14 protein-coding genes are annotated in these 15,849 nt (G+C 45.6%); 7 read left to right on the forward strand and 7 right to left on the reverse strand.

Annotation, left to right across the window (positions count from 1 at the left end; genetic code table 11):
• Window positions 1–485 precede the first annotated feature (485 nt).
• Together QUA03_RS15030 and QUA03_RS15035 are read left to right on the forward strand one after the other, a co-directional pair.
• The gene (locus QUA03_RS15030; protein ID WP_333213089.1) at window positions 486–794 is read left to right on the forward strand and encodes an RNA-binding protein; all 309 of its coding nucleotides are present in this window, start codon (window positions 486–488) and stop codon (window positions 792–794) included.
• A 415-nt stretch (window positions 795–1,209) separates the two neighbouring features.
• On the forward strand, window positions 1,210–1,821 hold the full coding sequence (locus tag QUA03_RS15035; RefSeq protein ID WP_333213090.1) for a hypothetical protein: 612 nt from the start codon (window positions 1,210–1,212) through the stop codon (window positions 1,819–1,821).
• 170 nt (window positions 1,822–1,991) lie between these two features.
• Here the strand turns inward: QUA03_RS15035 and egtD are convergent, their stop codons facing one another.
• The 3 genes from egtD to egtC form a co-directional block, all read right to left on the reverse strand.
• Complete coding sequence (gene egtD / locus QUA03_RS15040; protein ID WP_333213091.1) at window positions 1,992–3,035, reverse strand: L-histidine N(alpha)-methyltransferase; 1,044 nt, start codon at window positions 3,033–3,035, stop codon at window positions 1,992–1,994.
• Window positions 3,036–3,415: 380 nt separating this feature from the next.
• Entirely contained in the window at window positions 3,416–4,708 is a 1,293-nt protein-coding gene (locus QUA03_RS15045) for an ergothioneine biosynthesis protein EgtB (protein WP_333213092.1), read from the reverse strand.
• On the reverse strand, window positions 4,680–5,468 hold the full coding sequence (gene egtC / locus QUA03_RS15050) for an ergothioneine biosynthesis protein EgtC (RefSeq protein WP_333213093.1): 789 nt from the start codon (window positions 5,466–5,468) through the stop codon (window positions 4,680–4,682). Before egtC ends, QUA03_RS15045 begins: the two co-directional genes overlap by 29 nt.
• A 182-nt stretch (window positions 5,469–5,650) precedes the next feature.
• Between egtC and QUA03_RS15055 the strand changes: the two genes are divergently transcribed.
• The 4 genes from QUA03_RS15055 (at window position 5,651) to QUA03_RS15070 (ending at window position 9,458) form a co-directional block, all read left to right on the forward strand.
• Window positions 5,651–5,869 carry a hypothetical protein gene (locus QUA03_RS15055; RefSeq protein ID WP_333040721.1) on the forward strand — a complete coding sequence of 73 codons (219 nt, stop codon included), beginning with the start codon at window positions 5,651–5,653 and terminating at the stop codon, window positions 5,867–5,869.
• 971 nt (window positions 5,870–6,840) lie between these two features.
• Window positions 6,841–7,128 carry an RNA recognition motif domain-containing protein gene (locus tag QUA03_RS15060; protein WP_015179076.1) on the forward strand — a complete coding sequence of 96 codons (288 nt, stop codon included), beginning with the start codon at window positions 6,841–6,843 and terminating at the stop codon, window positions 7,126–7,128.
• A 147-nt stretch (window positions 7,129–7,275) separates the two neighbouring features.
• Entirely contained in the window at window positions 7,276–8,082 is an 807-nt protein-coding gene (locus tag QUA03_RS15065; protein WP_333213094.1) for a DUF1838 domain-containing protein, read from the forward strand.
• A gap of 464 nt (window positions 8,083–8,546) precedes the next feature.
• Window positions 8,547–9,458, forward strand: coding sequence for an IS630 family transposase (locus tag QUA03_RS15070; RefSeq protein ID WP_333213095.1), 912 nt, complete (start codon window positions 8,547–8,549; stop codon window positions 9,456–9,458).
• 33 nt (window positions 9,459–9,491) lie between these two features.
• Here QUA03_RS15070 and QUA03_RS15075 read toward each other — a convergent pair whose 3' ends face one another.
• From QUA03_RS15075 to QUA03_RS15085, 3 genes are all read right to left on the reverse strand, one after another.
• Window positions 9,492–10,526 (reverse strand): VOC family protein, encoded by a 1,035-nt coding sequence (locus QUA03_RS15075; protein WP_333213096.1) that lies wholly within the window; start codon window positions 10,524–10,526, stop codon window positions 9,492–9,494.
• Between the two features lie 325 nt (window positions 10,527–10,851).
• A complete protein-coding gene (locus QUA03_RS15080) occupies window positions 10,852–11,298 on the reverse strand; it encodes a hypothetical protein (protein ID WP_333213097.1) in 447 nt (148 codons plus the stop codon).
• Window positions 11,299–11,754: 456 nt separating this feature from the next.
• On the reverse strand, window positions 11,755–14,241 hold the full coding sequence (locus QUA03_RS15085) for a putative PEP-binding protein (protein WP_333213098.1): 2,487 nt from the start codon (window positions 14,239–14,241) through the stop codon (window positions 11,755–11,757).
• 72 nt (window positions 14,242–14,313) lie between these two features.
• Between QUA03_RS15085 and QUA03_RS15090 the strand changes: the two genes are divergently transcribed.
• Entirely contained in the window at window positions 14,314–15,018 is a 705-nt protein-coding gene (locus QUA03_RS15090; RefSeq protein ID WP_333213099.1) for a ComF family protein, read from the forward strand.
• A 266-nt stretch (window positions 15,019–15,284) separates the two neighbouring features.
• On the opposite strand, the gene QUA03_RS15095 is transcribed toward QUA03_RS15090, so the two are convergent.
• Window positions 15,285–15,839 (reverse strand): 2'-5' RNA ligase family protein, encoded by a 555-nt coding sequence (locus QUA03_RS15095; protein ID WP_333213100.1) that lies wholly within the window; start codon window positions 15,837–15,839, stop codon window positions 15,285–15,287.
• Window positions 15,840–15,849: the final 10 nt, after the last annotated feature.

Genomic DNA, 15,849 nt, shown 5'->3' on the forward strand with positions numbered 1-15,849 from the left:
ATTTAACTCCTTCAATTTTTCAAAACCTCAATATCCCTTATTTACACTTTTCCTCTGCGTAGAGTGACAAAAGAGGGTTAATCCTGGGCTAAAAACATTTATCTCTGGTGGAACGGGCAGGAGGCTTGTCCAGGGATAACAGTGGGTGATGTTAGTTATAAGTGAATCTCAGGCACTGGTCTCAATCAGACCCAATCAACCTGGTAACAGCGACGCAAAATCTCAGATATCAGGTCGATCGCGCAGCAAGAAACCAAGCGGAGGATGCCAAGAGTGTAAGATGTCATTTATCAAGAATACTTTCTGTTGCCGATTGCCCGCTCGGCACCCTACATTGAAAATTATGACAGCCAATTGCTGATTCTGCTGGCTTCATGTTATAGTGGTTTTCCAAGAATTAAATTCGGTTGCGTAGTTTGTTGGTGTTTATTTACAAGCGTCTCTCCGAATCTAAGTCTCTGCACCCTAATGATTCTGGAGATTTTATGTCGATTTACGTGGGTAATCTTTCATATGAGGTAACATCAGATGACCTCAACGAAGTATTTGCCGAGTACGGTACTGTAAGCCGCGTCCAAGTGCCAATGGACCGGGAAACAGGCAGGATGCGGGGTTTTGCTTTTGTGGAAATGGCAAGCGAGGCAGAAGAAGCAGCAGCCATCGCAGCTTTAGACGGCGCTGAGTGGATGGGCCGTGACTTGAAAGTCAACAAAGCCAAACCTCGCGAAGACAACAAACGCCCGGGTGGCGGCGGCGGCTGGGGCGACAAAGATCGCTCTGCTCGACGCTACTAAGCTTTGAGACTGAAAATTTGAGTTTTGGTAGTTGACGGCAGGTGCGAATGCTGCCTTTTTTTCGGGTTGTTTGATCGACCCATCCAATAAAACTCCCAAACCTCTAAATCAGTTTTGCCCCCTCCAAGGAGGGGGCTTTGTTTTTGGCGAAAAATCCGGCGAGATACGTTCGCGATCCAGTTCCCACTCTAGTTCGTGATTCAGTACCCTCTTCCTCTTAACTGCTTTTTTTAAGAGGCTGTCGAGATTTCGCGGCTCGACGCCTGTAAACTATCAAACTAGAATTAAGCAGCAAGAAAAGCTAGAATAACGGCAAAACTGAATATTGCCTAGAACAGCAAAACTATCTTTACCGAAGATTAGTCGAGAAAACCAGCCGAATATCAGCCAATATCTTGATTTTGCCTGAATAAAGATGTCCAAGGTCTACAGCACGGCGGAACTCATTAAAATCCTCGAAGAAGAGCGCCAAGCCTGCTTGTATGGGCGGCGCCTCAACTTGACCGAAACTCCTGCTACAGGCAACCCCGTGATTGACCGCTTTCTCAAATCTGAGGGCGTACAGAAGTTCACCGCTTATCAAAATTTTAAGGCAGCCGTACACGAATACCAGCGGGAACATCAAGTTTCTGGGATTGTCTGGCGGGAAATTGCGGTTAAAGGCAATACTCTACGCTATCCGGCAGTGGATGACGAATTAATAGCTCTACCGGTTGATTTGATTACGTTGAAGGCAGCTAAGATTGCTATGTTGGAATTCTGGCAGCAGGTAACTGCCGGGATGGACTTGTATTTAAGTGTTAACAGCGGAAAGGATTTTCGAGCGATCGAGTCGGTTGATGTAGAGGCTATAGCCCAGCGCACAGAATGGGCCAGCCTCTCGAAGTGGGAAAAGTTGGATTTTCTAGAAATTTTGTTGCAGTTGGGCTGGGGGAAGCCGGAGGAAGCTTATTATAAGCGGGGATGGCCGACATCGGGCAGCGAGTACATTCACGCCGTCAAACCCGGACAGCGGCCGATTTGTTAATTAGTCAGTAGTCAGTAGTCAGTAGTCAGTAGTCAGCAGTCAGTAGTCAGTAGTTACTGATTATTGGGAGATATTCAAAACAAATAACAAATAACAATTGGCAATTGCCAACTGCCAACTGCCAACTGTCAACTGTCAACTGTCAACTGTCAACTGTCAACTGTCAACTGTCAACTGTCAACTGACATCTGACAAAGCATCAAGCCAAACCACTGATTTGGATCTGTCCAAACCTGCACTGGAATTAAACCACGCTGCGAAAGTTCTTTTTTTACAGTATTGAGATTAAACTTGCGCGATATTTCGCTGCGGATAGTTTCTCCCGCTGCAAATTCAACCGTTAAATTGAGAGAACGCAACTGCACTGTTTGCGCTTTTTTACTTTTCAAGTGCATTTCTATTTGACATTCCTCTTGATTGTAAAAAGCCCAATGCTCGAACTGTGCTAAATCAAAATTTCCCTCATATTTTCGATTTAAATGTCGCAGCATATTCAAGTTAAATGCTGCTGTTACTCCTTGACTGTCATCGTAGGCAGGCTCTAAAATATCCTTAGATTTGTCCAAGTCAATTCCCAGCAAAAAATACTCTCCCGGCTGCAATGCACCGACAATTTGCGAGAAGAACAAATCGCATTCTTGAGCATTGAGATTGCCGAGGGTACTGCCGAGAAAACAAATCATTCGGGTTGGCAAGGGCGACGGTGCAATTTTAGCTAAGGCTAATTCGTATGTGCTGACAAGTCCGTGAATCTGGAGCGACGGATAATCGGCCAACAGTTGACAAGCGCTGCTTTCTAGGATAGTAGGACTGATGTCGATCGGCAAATAGTGCAGGGGATATTCCAGTTGACTGTAAGCATCAAGGAGAATCCGAGTTTTGGTGGAACTGCCGCTGCCGAGTTCGACGATTTCGCAGGGGCCAGTTAAATTGGCGATCGCCCCCGCGCACCCCTGCAAAATAGCCGTTTCAGTGCGCGTCAAGTAGTATTCCGGCAACTGACAAATCAACTCAAACAGGTTCGAGCCGCGATCGTCGTAGAAATACTTTGGAGGCAGGGATTTGGGGGTTTGAGTCAACCCGCTAACTACATCGCTGCCAGCATTGATTTCTGCGGGTGTCAGTGCCGCAGAGCTCACCAGTCGCTCTAAGTGCAGCCGGTTTTCTTTCGTTGAGGCTGAGTTTGTCGTGTCGGACAGTCTTGGGGATTTCATAAAGTAATTTTTAGATGCACATATCGGTATAGCACGCAGTCGCGTTGCCAAATATCGCGCTCAAGTCAGATTTTTCAGGCCACTCTCCGTTCTGTATTGTCTCACCCGATGGATCTCGCTTCCACAATTAAAACTTAAAATTTATCCACAAAAATTATTGAATACTTAACCAAACTTGTTTTGTTTGAGCTTGTTACATGGAAAAAAGTTGGGCATTTCACAAACAAATTTTGTCCCCAATTCCCTCTCCAGCCATTTATTTGATGTTCGTCAAATAAGCTTTATAATGCAATTATTAAAGAATTTATTCATCGGACTTTTCCGATGAATAAATTCCTGACTATGAACAAAGTTGAGGGTAGTTACAATTACCTAGCGAACTACTTAGCGCACCGAAAACCAGCAATAATTTGCCGCACGCCCGGATAATACCAATTCCGAAAACTTGATCGCAGAGCCTGCGGAAAAGTTGCCCAACTCCCGCCTTTCAAAACCCGGTGTTCTCCATCAAAATAAACTTGAGAATATCCCCTGTAAGGATAACTTTCAAATCCCGGATAGGCGTCAAAAGTTGAAGCAGTCCACTCCCAAACATTGCCTAACATATCGCAGCAACCCACCGCACTTGCTCCTTTGGGAAAGGCATCCACTGGCGAGGTATTGGCAATATTATTACCGTGATTGCACAGGCTGCCGTTTGGCGGTTCTTCTCCCCAAGGATAGATGCGATATTTTTGATTTGTGGCATCCCAAGTTGCAGCTTTTTCCCATTCGGCTTCCGATGGCAAACGCTTGCCGATAAAGTTGCAGTAAGCTTCGGCTTCGTACCAACTCACGCCGCAGACTGGATGGTTGTTGAAAGCTGGATTTTCTGACCAGTAAAGCGGTCGAGAGACGGCTTCGCCTTGCAGCCATTTCCAGCCGTCCGCTGACCACCAATCAGGGTTTTGATAGCCACCGGATTCCATGAAATCTCGGTATTGACGGCAAGTGACGGGATAGCGATCGATCGAGTATGCTTCTAAATAACACAGGTGGCGCGATCGCTCGTTATCCAAAGCCTCAGCAGCATCGCTTCCCATATAAAATTCCCCGCCCGGAATTTCAATCGCCGGGGAATCGGTAATTGGTAATTTGTAATCTGCAATTGGTAATCGGTAATTGGAAATTAATCTTCCTTCCTCATTCCCTCTTCCTTCTTCCTTCTTCCCTCTTCCTTCTTCCTTCTTGTTGTGCATTTGCAACACGAAAGCAACAGTTTCGCAGTGCTGGCTTTCGTGCTGAATAATAAACCGCCAGAGACGTTCTTGCTCCTCGATCGGCGCTACTTCCAAATAATCTAACACCTTTTTTCTCACCGCGTCCAGATATAATTCAACTTCAGGTAACGCGGGCAAAAAAACCCGTTGTTTTTTCGGCAAAATATCAGCAGCAAACAGTTGGTGATACTGAGGAAAGACTGGCTTTAACCCCGCACACCGCTGCAACAGCCACAAATCCTCAGTATAAGCAATATGACCTAAATGCCAGCCAACCGGACTGAAATCAGGATGAGCTTGGCGGCAGAAAGTATCGTAGTCGATGTCTGCAAATAGCTTGAAAGTGCCGCTGCGACACTGCTGCAAATCTCGATAAATTGCCTCTCTACAAGATAGGATAGATTTCGATATCACGGTCTACTCCGGTACTGATAATGCTCTGGACTGGACACTCGTGCCAATTGCCAGCAAATAAAGGTTCAGAAGCAATGATGACAGAATCCGGGAAATTTAAATCATCTCGCAGCCAATAGAGGGAAGGAGGGGTTTTTTGGGAAGCAAAGCGAGAGGCAACGAGCTGGTGTCCGTCGCTGATAATTATATTAGCTGAAAATTCTACTTGGTGAAAGTTTGCTAGCTCTGCCAAAGTTTTCAGCGTGTTTTGTAAAGCAGCTTCTAGAGTCAGATTTCCGGCTGTCAATTCATTGACAAACAAGCCGAAGATATGCTCTGAATCTGTAGTGCCGTTAATTGATTGATAAAGCGTATCGCTGAGGCGATCGCGAATTGGTCTGTAAAGAGTTTGCCGAAAATTCTTCACGAAGCCGTTGTGTACGAACAGCAGGCGATCGTTCTGAAACGGCTGACAGTTGCTCAAATCTACAGATTGTCCTGAAGTTGCACTGCGAACATATCCGATCGCGCATCCAGATTCAACGTATCGACTGATACTTGGAAGGTTAATGTCACTCCAAATTGGCTGTACATTTTTATAAGTAAACGGGTCAGTATCTAAGTGCGGGTGATACCAACCAATACCAAAACCGTCAGCATTGAGTAGGCCAGAAGTCATTTCGCGGGGCTGGTAACTCTGCACAATTAGGGAATGTTCCGGCTTGTACAGAATAGCATCGAGTAAAATCGGCTCCCCGAGGTAGCCAAGCAAACGGCACATAAAATTTTTGCAGCAATGTGATTAGCATTGTAAGTCATGAGCCGAAAAATTGCCCGTTAGCGAAGCCCTCGAAGAGGATCGCCCATCTTCAGGGCTGGAAGGTTTTTTGTAGGCCGCTGCCAGCATCGCAGTACAAACGATACAGTTAAGGTAGAACCCCTGCAACACAAGGAGACTCTTGAATGTTCATCGACGAACTCATCCCAATGGCGAAAGAATTGATCGAACAGCCGATCGCCTTCGCGGGCGGATTTTTATCTGGCCTGCTTCGACTCAACCTTCACGAAGATCCCGTTAAAAGCTGGATCGACGAGCAAGCTGGTTCAACTTCCTACACTACTCCCCCAGCCGAACCCACCAACGGTAAAAGCACGGGGCCTCAGTCAATCTCGATCGACTAAGGAAAAGCAGTAACATCCTCCCAACGCCAAACTGATTACAGTTATGGCGTGGGTTTCCAAACTTCACAGTTTGGCTTTTCGCGTTTTTCCCTTACGGGATTTCCACACTGGGGTAGATTGAATTGCTCAGTCCCCGCTAGAAAGTCTGTACAGACACTTTCGATTCCCGTATAACCTTTCTCAGATAGATGAAGTACAATAACAGGAGTGTGTAAACCAGTTCCAAATATTGTGATGAGAAACTTGACGGAATCCCAAGTCGATCGCCTTTCCTAATTATTGATAATTTGTTATGTTGATAAAACTGAAAATATATTTAAGTTTTTACCATAAATTCTCAGGTTTGTGATCAATGGCGCGAAGGGGGCGAAAATAATATTACTTTCGCCCCTTTTTTGATTAGTTTCTTTACTTGTTTTCTCTATTTATATGACTATTTTCCATCACTAATAAAGTATTTTTCCCTGGTTTTGGTAGGTTGCCGCATCATAAAAGTATCAAATGTAATTGTATCATTTTCTTTTTAAATTAACTTATATTAGAACTTCATGAACCCTTATATAGCAATCCTTGCAGGAGCCGTAATTTTGTTACCTCACCCAAACCCTCCCCTTAGCTGCTCTGAGGGAGTAAGAAATTCACAAATGATTTAGGAATGCTATACCTTGCTAGTCGCTTTGTTTCCGAAGATGCTTGGTGATTCCTCGCCCGCCCATCAGTGATCTGATTAAAATCAAGTATTGTTCAGGGGTGGGATTTCTCGTCGCCCCAAAACTCATATCCTCACTCATCCGCAGGGCGAGTGAGGATATGAGTTTTGATTAAACTAACTATTGCAGCCAGTACCAAGGGTTGGTGAGTGCGACAAATCCTTTTAGTCAGAGTCGATCGCCCAGTTGTATGCTAGATAGCACTTGACAGTTAAATTAAAAGGTTATTATGTATAGCACAACAAGTTCAGTTCGATCGACATGACTATCTACATTGGAAATCTGTCTTACCGCGCCACCGAAGAAGACCTCAAAGCAGTATTTGCAGAATACGGCACAGTCAAGCGAGTTGTCTTGCCTACCGACAGGGAAACCGGTCGGATGCGCGGTTTTGCATTTGTTGAGATGATGGAGGATGCCCAAGAAGACGCTGCAATTGCCGAATTAGACGGTGCAGAGTGGATGGGGCGCCCCTTGCGAGTGAACAAAGCTAAACCGAAAGAAGAGGGAAATCGAGGCGCAGGTATCAAGAGAAACGACGGATATTAGTCCGCGAGGCGGCGGTTGACATCCTCTCGAAACCCACCTGATGCACCAGTACGCCAGTAGCGCCGAATTGCAAGCAGCAGTTGATTTTGGGGATGCAATGTCAAATCCGCTGCACAAAAACATCGATTATTTACAGGAGCCTGCGGTATGCTTTTATTACAAGAATTTGATGCCAAAGAATGGGTGAAAACGCGCAGTTCCCTAGACGGTGAAGCAACATTTCTCACATGGAACGGTTATATTTACTCTTTTGTTCCCAACGAACCGAAAAAGCGCTTGTTCAAAATACTTGGCATGAGTGCAAGCAGGTGTATTGCTGACGGCGAGGGCGGCTGGAAATTCACCTCGCGAGAACTAACTTACTATCTAGACCCCAACAGCGGAAAAATTCTCCACAAATGGGAGAACCCTTGGACAGGAGAAACCCTAACGGTTGCTCACGTTGCTAACAACCCCGTCCAAGGGAATTTTAAAGGAATTTTCCCGGCTAAAGTAGAGCCTGAAATTACGACTTTTGTCTTTGACTTATTTCCCAACTATCCTAATCCTTTAGCTGAGGATGCCAGATTTGTTGATTACAGTCCAAATCCCATCTATCAAGCAACGGAATTATTTAAGCTGACAGTGCCCACAGCAGAATTATTAAATCCCGAACTTGTCTCAGTTTCTCAAGTAATTCTGAGTTGGGATAGAATCGGGCCGTGGCTGGCATGGATGAAAATGGGAAATCGACCCGGTAACATGATTTACAGTGCCACGGGTTCCAAAGTCAATAGTTGGACAGAATTACCTCAATTGCTGCAAGATGAAATCAAAACTCGCATTCCTTTGTATAAAGATGCGCCGAAATCGCAATTAGATGTGGAAGATATGACTTCTTGGATTTATTTTCAACAGAACTTTGATGCTTATCTCGCGGGAGAAAGATTCCCTCTGCCAGCACCGGAAGCATAAGCTCATAATAGATGAATGCCCTCAATCAGTTCGCTATCGCATGGCGGCCCATGCGAAACCGGGTTGTTTACTGAATCTGCAGGCCCTAACGCGTCTTTTCATCCATCTTTCCCCGGTTTCGAGCAGTCGGAGTGCGATCGCGAACTGTCAATGTAGGGTGCGCGCACCAGGACATTACCGCATCATATCAAATCCGGTAGCATCGGAATTAATATTACTTACAGCCAGGACACGGTACTGCCGGGCCCCTACAATTAATCGGGCGTAGGGAAGCGGCACGTGCAGTCTCCTCTATATCATAAGGAGTGTAACCGGAACTGATATCAGTCAAATTAATTTGTAGTGAAGAATGCAAGTCTTGTGATTTTTATTACAGCACTTTGCTTAACGATTAGGTACAATATTAGAGGTGGTAAGAAAGAGAAAAATGAAACCCTACTCCCTAGATATACGTCAAAAGATTATTGACACAAGGAGAAGCAGGTAACACCTCTATTCGGAAAGTAGCAGAAAGATTTCAAGTGAGTAAAAGTACGGTACAGGCACTACTAAAGCGAAAAAAAGAGACAGGAAGACTACTCCCTAGTCAGGCTCATGGTGGTAAACCGAGCCAACTCTTTGGTCACGAACAACAGATTGAAGAGATGGTAGCCCAGTATCCAGATTACACACTTGCAGAATATTGTGAGTATTGGCACGAAAAAACAGGAGTATGGTTGAGCGAGAGTGCCATGTGCCGATTCTTACAAAAGCAGCAACTCACTTTGAAAAAAAAAACACTACGGAGTAGTCAAGCCCATAAAGAAATTAATCAAAAGAAGCGAGTAGAATATTGGGAAAAAATCCGAGATGTCGAACCAGAAAATCTGATATTTTTGGACGAAATGGGCGTATTGCTGGGGATAATGAGACTTAGAGCTAGAAGTAAAAAGGGAGAAAGAAGCTACGATATCAAGCCATTTTATAGAGGAAGTAGGGTAACAGTGGTGGGAGCAATAAGCAATAAGAAAGTCATCGCCATGAAGACCATAGAAAAATCGATAAACGGAGAGGAGTTCAAAAAATTTGTGCAAGAACAACTGGTTCCAAAATTATGGAAAGGAGCGGTATTAGTCATGGATAATTTGAAGGCGCACAAAGTAGAGGGGGTAGAAGAAATGATTGAAGCAGTGGGAGCAAGAATAGTGTATTTATCACCTTACTCACCAGATTTTAACCCGATCGAACATTTATGGTGGGAATTAAGGGCATGGCTCAGGAGATTTGTACCTCGAAGTGTACAGATTGTGGAAAAACTATTGGAATTGGGAGTGAAATTATGTTCAACTAAGCAAATCGCAAATTATTTTGCTCACTGCTGTTACTGTACCTCTTAGTCACGCAAAGTGCTGTAAGACTTGCATTCTTCACTACAAACCTGATTCTATCAATGTCCAAAAATATCCGTCAGGTGCAATGAAGGAAAAACTTTGTTCCCCAAATTCATTAGCGACTATTTCTGTAATTTTTTGTGCATTGCTGGCTTTGACTCGCTCAAAATATTCTGCAATACTAGACACTCGATATGTGTACAGCGACATTCCCAAACATCCGGGATTGGCGCGATCAAATCGATCGCTTAGTGCGATCGAACTCGGAAACCTCAGAATATACAGTCTACCCGATCGCGCGACCTGAAAATCTGTTTTCGACGATCGGGGGTCATCAAAAGCTGTCACCACAAATCCTTCCCCAGACTGAAGCTCAAAAATCTCCCTTCCGGCGAGGGAAGACTCAAAGGTAGTTTCTACATCGTCGCGCGCCCGAATCAACCCCAGAACTTCTTCATAAAATAGCAGCGTTTCTTTGCTGTCATCTTGAATTACCATTCCCATGTGGGTAATTTGACTGGTTTTAAAAAAAGCATTTGGATTAATTTTCCCGTAATTAGGCAAAGCATAATTGAATCTTTGAAAAAAAACTTGCCGACTCAAAGGCTGCAAAAGCATCATCTCACGCACTCCGACAGCCGCCTCGACAAAAGGACGCGGTTTTCGCTCTTTGTTGTAAATAATCTCCCAGTGCGGGGATGTATATTTGACCGACAAATTGGCAGATTCAGCATCTTCGGCATGGTTGAGGATATTCAACAAATCAGCAGTTAAAGTAGTTGCCCAACGGTTGCCTTTCACCTTCATTGACGACATTTGCAAACCATCGTTTGTAGGTTTTTCCCAAATCATCAAGCGAATTAATCCGTGATCCGCATCTTGGTGATAGAGTCGAATCGATCGCACTTTTGAACTAACTCCATATAATTCGCCAGCTTCGGATGCCGAGAATTCTCCTATTTTACCGATCCGATATCCAAATTGCTCCCAATATTGCAGTTGTGGAATCGCATCGGCTACGCCAATACACACTTCGTAAATGCCTGCGATGGAAAGGGGCTGCACTTGATTCATACTTTTTGAAACATAATTTACGCACTTTTACATCGGAGTGTTCGCTGTGAGATATCTAAGCGAGATATATAGCGGTTCTCAAGCGTGGTGAGGTATGCCCACGGAGGCCACGGAGGCCACGGAGGCCATGAGTACCTCATATGAGAGCTCGAAAGGCTATATATAGGCAAAGCTTTGCAGGGTGTTCCAAGCCAGATATATAGGCAAAGCTTTGCAGGATGATCGCACTCCTAAAAAAACGCTTTTTACCAAACCGGGATGCTTCCGATACATCGCCGATCAAACCAAGATTTATCACGAGAAACCGGGTTGATGAGCGTTAATCTTAGAAAGAGTAAACTCGCCCTTTTTCATCAATATAAACTGATCTGTCTTGCCGAGTGCTGCCGTCTGATCTGGTGATGCGAATCGTCAAAATGTTTGTCTGCGAGTCAACGTTATAGTCGTATTTCAAAGTTGTGGTTCCTCCGGTGGCATTAATCGGAATATTGGCAATGTCGCCGATACGATTGCTGATGCGAACACTGATGTTTCTGCTGGCTCCGACTGGCAAGGATGACAAGCTGCCACCTGATTCACCGTATTCTAGGTTCAATCCCGTTTCATTTAACAGTCTGAGGGTAATGTTGCGAGTATTGTCAACCTGCGCTTGAGGTTGCCAGAATCCTGGTTTTTTGCCACCGTCAGTTGCAGGTTGAGCTAATGCTGGGTGAGGATGCAGAAAGGCTAGGGCGGCAAGTATTGCTGCGGTTGCAATAATTTTTGATTTCACGGTTTTTACCTCCGGGTCATTCGATTTTAGATTTTAGATTTTAGATTTTAGATTTTGGATTGACTTGCGCGAGATAAATGCGGGGGCTTGAGGATGTTCGATTTTCGATTTGGGATTGATTCCACGGATAAATCACGTGGCGGGTACCACCTTTGAAATTCGTGGTCAAGAATTGGTTATATTTCTATTCTAGCTTTAAAATCCGATGTTAGTGGAAGGAAGAGGGAAGAGGGAAGAAGCAGTAAAAGCAATAAAAGCCAGGGTTTGAGAAATTAAGGATTTCCTAACCGTCGGGCGCGGTTGCTATATCTACTCAGAAACGGGGCTTCTGTAGTTGTTAATATTCCTGGACGCACGGGTTGTCTAGAAATCCGATTTCTGAGCGGGTGACTGCTTGCCAAAACTATGATTTAGAGTAGAAACGGGATTTCTGAGGTCAAGTGCGTCCGGGAGTGGTTAATTGTTAATTATCGATCGAGCGGCTTCTAGCAGCAGGCGCTGTTCGGCGCGGACGATCGCCCTGCTAGTTTGTTCTACAGCATCGACATTGACCGAAATAGACGAAATTCCCCACCGCACGAAGGATTCAACTGTGTCGGGATACAATGCGGGAGCGTCGCCGCAGATTGAGCAAGGAATGCCGGCGGCCCGGGCCTGTTTGATTAATTGTTCGATCGCCCTCATCACTGCTCGATCGCGCCCGTTGAAAGCACCTGCTACCTGGTCGGAGTTGCGGTGACTGCCTAACAGAAATTGGGTTAAATCGTTGGTGCCGATGGAAATTCCTTGAACTCCTGCTGTTACGTAATCTGGCAATAAAAATAACACTGAAGGAACTTCCGCCATAATCCACAGTTGAAATTCGGCTGAACGGTTTTTCCAAATTGTTTCTAAGCGCTGGCGGCAGTAGATAAACTCGTCAACCGAGCGCACGAAAGGCAAAATTAAATTAACATTGGTATGGCCTGACTCGCAGACTTTTTGAAGTACGCAGAGTTCCCAATCAAATAATTCCGGTTCAAAGGTATAACTGAAACTGCCGTGGGCGCCTGACTCCCGTAAATCGAGAGAGCGATAAAATATTGGTCGCGGCGAAACGGCAGCAGCAAATAAGCTCAGGCAATCGGCCATGCGATCGACAAATTCCGATTGGCGGCCGTCTTGTAGCCAAACTTTGGGGTTTTGACAGTCCAAAGCTTCTAATGCCATTAATTCCGATCGCAGCAATCCGATGCCATCTATTGGCAGATTTTTGAGGCGGTCAATCGAACTTGTTTGGCTGACATTAACTAGCAGTTGAGTCGCCGTTGGTGGGCCCCAAACATATTGAGTAGACTCAGATTGTCGAGATTTAGGCCCGGAATTGGACGATCGCTCGGAGGTAGAAGATTGGTGCTTGGCTATTGACATTTTTGCTGCTGTACTGTATATATTTGCCTTTTTTGCTGTGTCCCGAAGTCGGCTGCTGTCTCCTCTGTCGATCGCATCGTGTTGGGCGAGGGCAAAAACTTCTCCGCTATCGCCGTCTACCAAAACCGAATCGCCCGATGCGATCGCCCGCGTGGCCCCGGTCACTCCCACAACGGCGGGAATCCCCAATTCTCTTGCTAAAATGGCGCCGTGGCCTGTCATACCTCCTTGTTCGGCAACCACCCCAGCAGCAACCTTCAGCCAAGGCAGCCAATTCGGATCGATTGTCCGAGCTACCAAAATGCCTCCCGCTAAGAATTCCGCGTTTTCTGGGTGGGAATTAGTCATAACTTGGGCAATTGCTTCGGCTTTTCCTGATGCTGCTCCCACACCTCTAAGTATGGCAGGAGTTCGGGCTGGGGCGATCGAGTTGGGCTGCCGGAGGGCGATCGAAGTTTCCTCTAGTGGCGCGACTTTTTCCCCTTTCACCAGACGAACTTGAGTGAAATAAAACTGCGGTTCGCCGCTGTTTGCTGTCTGGTTTAGCGTCCACTCCAAAATTAAATCTGAGTCAAATTCGGCGATCGCTTTTTTACTCAATTCAATGATTTCTTGCAGTTGCGATTCCTCTAAAACGTATTCTGTTTGTGCTTCCTCTCCCAGCGCTAAAACTTGCACGCAACAGTCAGCAAAATCAGGAATTATAAAGGGAGAATCGGGAATTGGGAAAGCAGCAAACTTGCCCAGCAGGAGTTTTTTTTTCGGTTCACCATCGCCGACTTTGAGATTGTAGGCTAATGTTTTGTAACCGATCCGCTGGAATTTAACCGCGCTTGTTTCCGGCTGCACTTGATAGTAATCGGGGATGGTTTCTCCCTTAGCGAGGGACAATCCCAAACCGCTGATGGCTTGGATTTCCCACTGTGCACCCGCCTTTGTTTTCACCTCGCCCGCGGCGATGGCTTCTTGAAGTGGCTGCACCAAAACTGCGGGATTGATTTGCTGTACCCGCAGGCCGCACCGCTGCCAGTAAAATAGACTTCGGGCTCTGAACATTTCTGCCCAAGCTCGTTTGAGTCCGTCCCCAATGGCTTCGGGTTCTGCCCGTACTGCCTGAGATGCCAGAATGCCCACTGTTTTCGGGTTCCAGGAAGTCAGGGAAGGGCGAAAAATTAAAGCTGTGGAGTTTAAGTTTGACTTGGAGTTGAGTTGAGAAACAGCAGACTCTAGGGTGGAGAGCAGTGAATCTGGCAGTTTGCCGGCGAGGATTTGGTGGCGGATGCTGCGGGCGATCGATTGCAGTTGTCTGGGTTCATCGACATTCAAGTGCAGTGAAGAGTGTGGCCAGTCAGCAAACAGCGGTTCTAGGCACTCGATCGACTCTAAAAACTGCCAGAATGTGGTAGCCGGTACGACAAAACCAGGTACAACAGGATGATTTTTCTGGAGCAAACAGCTCAAGTAAAATGCTTTTTCTCCCACTGCATCTCTGTCTGAAGGTTGAATTTTGTCTAACCAGTAGAGGTTTTTCACGCTGCGAGCCTGTCGGTGGAAACTGATTGAAGTTGAAAGTTTTTCCCATTAATCACTTACGACAATTTTAGGATGAACAAGCGACAATGGACGGGATTAGTCAAATCTTTTCTCAATCTATTTCTTAAGTCTAACTGTCCTCTTTGTCAGCGACCGGCCGCCGGAGAGTTTTGTCCCTACTGTCACAAGCAACTTCAGCGATGTCAGTTAAGCGATCCCGGTCGATTTTGGCATTCACAGCAGCGTGTTTTTGTGTGGGGTGAGTATGGCGGGGCTCTCAAACGGGCGATCGCAGCTTTGAAATATGACGGCAATCCGCAATTAGCGAAACCTCTCGGCCGCTGGCTAGCAGAAGCTTGGCTGAGTTTTCCCGAGTTAGCTATAGACAATCTAACAGTTGTACCGATTCCCCTGCACAAAGAAAAGCTCAAGGACCGCGGTTTTAACCAAGCAGAACTTTTGGCTGAAAGTTTTTGCGAGGTGACTGGTTTGCCTTTGCAGCGGCACGGTTTGGATCGGGTGAAAAATACTCAGGCTTTATTCGCTCTGACGCCACAGCAGCGCCAAGCGGAAATGAAAAATGCTTTAAGTTTGGGGAAAGATTTTCGTCGTCGCCTCCCGCGCGATCGAGTGCTGTTAGTTGATGATATTTACACTAGCGGTACTACTGTTAAGTCGGCTATTAAAATTTTGGAACAATCGGGAATTTCGGTTTATGGAACTGTGGCACTTGCAACTCCGAATAAGAGCGATCGGTCAATCGATTTTAGATTTTAGATTTTAGATTTTAGAATTGAAGCATTGAAGCATTGATCCCACGGATAAATTGGGAGGCAAGTTTATCGGACACAGGTTTTTTATTTCTCCACCACGGATGAATCCGGGGCTTATATCCTTGATGCTTTCGGTAAGTTGTGACTGGCTTTAATTTTCAACAGGTTTGTAGTGAGGGAATGATATTTATCAGGATTTGCTAATAAGATTTTTTTGGGAAAACGAACCGCGAAGACGCGAAGAACGCGAAGAAAGAGAAAGGAGAGAGTTTAGGCGGAAAGCGGGAATTGGTTGCTGATGTTCCAACGGCTGCCGTCGTGAAGCAGTAAAGTTAATGCCGAAGCGGTAAACTCAAAGTGGAGCGATCGCCCTGCAAATTCTAACCAAGCCGTTTGAAAATTCTCTTTAGTTAAATCGCGAAACGCTACTGTCATGTGCGGTACAAATGGGCGAGTTTGAGAAACTCGATCGACAATTCCCAAACTTGCCTCCATATAACTCATCAAATCTTTGTGAATTTCCAGCAATTCGGGTGATTTGACAACATCAGCGTAAATGACGCGGGGCGCGAAAGCAGCAAAACCGGGTAGAGTAACGGGAATTGGCAGCCGATTTGCAGAAAACTGGTTCAAACTTTCCTCTAATTTGGGAACATCCTTCGCTAACGAGTGAAAAGGAGGTTGTAGCGTGATGTGCGGCGGCGAATTCAAAGCTCCGAGGCTGTTATAATGTTCCGCAAAATACTGTTGAATCTCAGTAATGTGCTGTTCAATATCGGGAGGCGGCACTAGGGCAATAAAAAATCGCTGTTTTGACTGGTTCATAGGATAACAT

The sequence above is a fragment of the Microcoleus sp. S36b_A4 genome, from assembly GCF_036700645.1.
Classification (GTDB): domain Bacteria; phylum Cyanobacteriota; class Cyanobacteriia; order Cyanobacteriales; family Microcoleaceae; genus Microcoleus.

Excerpts from the sequence above, each read along its gene's own strand:
- QUA03_RS15030 (WP_333213089.1), top strand. The coding sequence starts at position 486 with ATGTCGATTTACGTGGGTAATCTTTCATATGAGGTAACATCAGATGAC.
- QUA03_RS15035 (WP_333213090.1), top strand. The coding sequence starts at position 1,210 with ATGTCCAAGGTCTACAGCACGGCGGAACTCATTAAAATCCTCGAAGAA.
- egtD (WP_333213091.1), bottom strand. The coding sequence starts at position 3,035 with ATGAAATCCCCAAGACTGTCCGACACGACAAACTCAGCCTCAACGAAA.
- egtC (WP_333213093.1), bottom strand. The coding sequence starts at position 5,468 with ATGTGCCGTTTGCTTGGCTACCTCGGGGAGCCGATTTTACTCGATGCT.
- QUA03_RS15055 (WP_333040721.1), top strand. The coding sequence starts at position 5,651 with ATGTTCATCGACGAACTCATCCCAATGGCGAAAGAATTGATCGAACAG.
- QUA03_RS15060 (WP_015179076.1), top strand. The coding sequence starts at position 6,841 with ATGACTATCTACATTGGAAATCTGTCTTACCGCGCCACCGAAGAAGAC.
- QUA03_RS15065 (WP_333213094.1), top strand. The coding sequence starts at position 7,276 with ATGCTTTTATTACAAGAATTTGATGCCAAAGAATGGGTGAAAACGCGC.
- QUA03_RS15075 (WP_333213096.1), bottom strand. The coding sequence starts at position 10,526 with ATGAATCAAGTGCAGCCCCTTTCCATCGCAGGCATTTACGAAGTGTGT.
- QUA03_RS15090 (WP_333213099.1), top strand. The coding sequence starts at position 14,314 with ATGAACAAGCGACAATGGACGGGATTAGTCAAATCTTTTCTCAATCTA.
- QUA03_RS15095 (WP_333213100.1), bottom strand. The coding sequence starts at position 15,839 with ATGAACCAGTCAAAACAGCGATTTTTTATTGCCCTAGTGCCGCCTCCC.